Here is a 1,184-nt window from a genome sequence, read left to right as displayed (position 1 = left end):
GGGCAGGAACGGCATCCCGTGGCATTCACCCAGCACGACCCGCGCGGCCTCCCGAGGGTCGACACCCCGCATCGGTCCGGGGCCGGTGTGACCCGGTTCGACGGCGGTCACGGGGTGCCCGCGACCGGGACGGACGCGGTGATCGTGCCACTTCCCAGGACGCGGTCGCCTCCGGGCTCGGGCCGGTAGAGCACGGCCGCCTGGCCGGGTGCGACGCCGCGCACGGGCTCGTCGAGGGAGATCTCCAACCTGGCGTCCGGCCCGTCCCCCACCCGTCTCACGTGCCCTGGTGTCGCCTCACCGTGGGCGCGGATCTGCACGAGACACTCGGTCTCGCGGAGGGCGTCGTCCACCAGCCAGTAGGGCGAGGTCGCGGTCATCCCCCGGGACAGCAGGTGATCCGATCCCCCGACGGTCACGGTGCCGGTGCCGGCGTCGATGGACGTGACGTATCTGGGGCGACCGTCGGCCGCCGGACCCGGCAGGCCCAGTCCCTTGCGCTGGCCGACCGTGAACCCGTACACGCCCTCGTGCCGACCGAGTTCGTCACCGGTGTCGGCGTCGACCACCGCCCCGGGACGCAGACCGATCCGCGCGCCGAGGAACGCACGGGTGTCCCCGGAGGGGATGAAGCAGATGTCGTGGCTGTCCGGTTTGGTCGCGACGGGCAGGCCGGACGCCTCGGCCTCGGCACGGACCTCGGACTTGTGGGAGTCCCCCAGCGGGAACATCGAGTGCGCGAGCTGCTGCGGGGTGAGCACGCCGAGGACGTAGGACTGGTCCTTGTCGGGATCGACCGCCCGGCGGAGGACTGGACGTCGGTGCCCGGCGCCGGTCTCCTCGAAGGACAGCCGGGCGTAGTGACCGGTGGCCACCGCGTCGAACCCGAGTGCCATCCCCCGGTCGAGGAGGGCCTCGAACTTGATCCGCTCGTTGCAGCGCAGACACGGATTGGGGGTCTCACCGCGGGAGTAGGACTCGACGAAGTCGTCGATCACCTCCGCCCTGAACCGTTCGGCGAAGTCCCAGACGTAGAACGGGATGCCCAACAGATCGGCCACCCGGCGGGCGTCACCGGCGTCCTCGCGCGAACAGCAACCGCGGGAGCCCGTCCGCAGGGTCGCCGGGTCCGCGCTGAGGGCCAGGTGCACCCCCACCACCTCGTGCCCGGCGGCCACGGCGCG

The 1,184-nt window shown here is 72.4% G+C and carries 1 protein-coding gene; it reads right to left on the bottom strand.

Going from position 1 to position 1,184, the window contains the following annotated elements; all coding sequences use genetic code 11:
• Window positions 1-107: 107 nt before the first annotated feature.
• On the bottom strand, window positions 108-1,184 hold a 1,077-nt coding region (gene mnmA, locus G6020_RS07720), incomplete at its 5' end, for a tRNA 2-thiouridine(34) synthase MnmA (RefSeq protein ID WP_182610223.1).

Origin of the sequence: Dietzia sp. B19 (assembly GCF_014145155.1) — a bacterium.
Classification (GTDB): Bacteria; Actinomycetota; Actinomycetes; order Mycobacteriales; family Mycobacteriaceae; genus Dietzia; species Dietzia natronolimnaea.
The sequence above is the reverse complement of the archived record's forward strand: the minus strand, read 5'-3'. Positions and strand labels throughout refer to the sequence as shown.